General features: G+C 38.3%; 1 protein-coding gene. It reads right to left on the reverse strand.

The features are described from left to right. Nucleotides 1-1,131 (reverse strand): hypothetical protein (locus AC1DWN_RS34025; RefSeq protein ID WP_477563229.1); only part of this gene is annotated, 1,131 nt, incomplete at its 3' end. Nucleotides 1,132-1,211 lie beyond the last annotated feature (80 nt).

A 1,211-nucleotide genomic window follows, 5' to 3' on the forward strand; every position in this document is an offset into this window, starting at 1 on the left:
TCCATATTGAGATATTCCTTTATAGGAGCCATCTTCTAGACGAGGTATGGTAAGGGAAATGGGAATACTCTCTCCCTTATCCCTAATAGTAACGGTAAACTCTGTTGGGTAATCCTCTACAAGCTCACCATTCCTTAGTTCAAATCCCACATAACGCTTATTAAATAAAACATCACTGCTTTTCGCTAATTTCCGTTCACCGATTAATGGATACCAGCCCGCCTCTTTAGGAAGGTAGATCCGATCCGATGCAATAAAGGAATGCTCCAATAACCCATCGTAACGATATTGACTCATATTGCCTTCATAATTCAAATTCAAATCGAATTGTTCGCCATGCTCAATCTTTTCTGGAAAATGAACAGTTAGAAGATCATCTTCCCGAGTACAAGTGACCTCCGAATTGCTCAAACAATCCGTTATCTTTAACTGGTTATGTAAGGTAAGAGATATCTCGTTAACGGGAACATCCCCCATATACTTAATCGATAAATGACTATTGACTTTAATCTGGTTCTTCTCGGATGGAAACTGCACATTTAGATTCGTACGCTCCATTGAAAAATTAGATTTTTTATTATCTGATTTATTATCGTGAAATGAAGACATCCCCTCAAACCCTGCTATTAAGTATTGTTTCCCTGTATGAACAAATTGCTCAATTGCGCTATTGTATTGCGTATAGCGAATTCCACCTACGACAACAGCAGGGATAAGTAGAAAGATCATCAACGTGAGTCCCCTACTTTTTTCTGTTTTCAATCTACGAAAGGGACGAAAGAGTAGGCACGCTACAGCTATTAAAATAACACCGAGCAACATAGCTGCAATTTGGTGCAAAATAACTCCTTCAAATACGCGATTAATCCCCCATATACCTTCAAATGGAGAAGCGATAAACATAACATCATATAAGCTTAGTAAGTTTAATCTCGGGTTTACGGGCGCGAATCCATAGCTATTGGACTGAAGCAATAACGTAACACCCAGCAAGACTGGTATACAAAAATAGGCGAACCTATTTTTAAGCCATATACCGAACAAAAATCCGAATGAAACAAGTAAAAAGAAAGCACCTTCCAACTGAAAAAATAAAAAAACCAGGTTTTTAATCCCATCTATCGTACTCATGCTTCCAGTTGAAAACCATATTCCTTGAATAAGCAACGTTATGAATGTGATACAAAGACCATACGTTTGGGCGACCAGCC

The sequence above is a fragment of the Paenibacillus sp. P4_A7 genome (assembly GCF_056402455.1).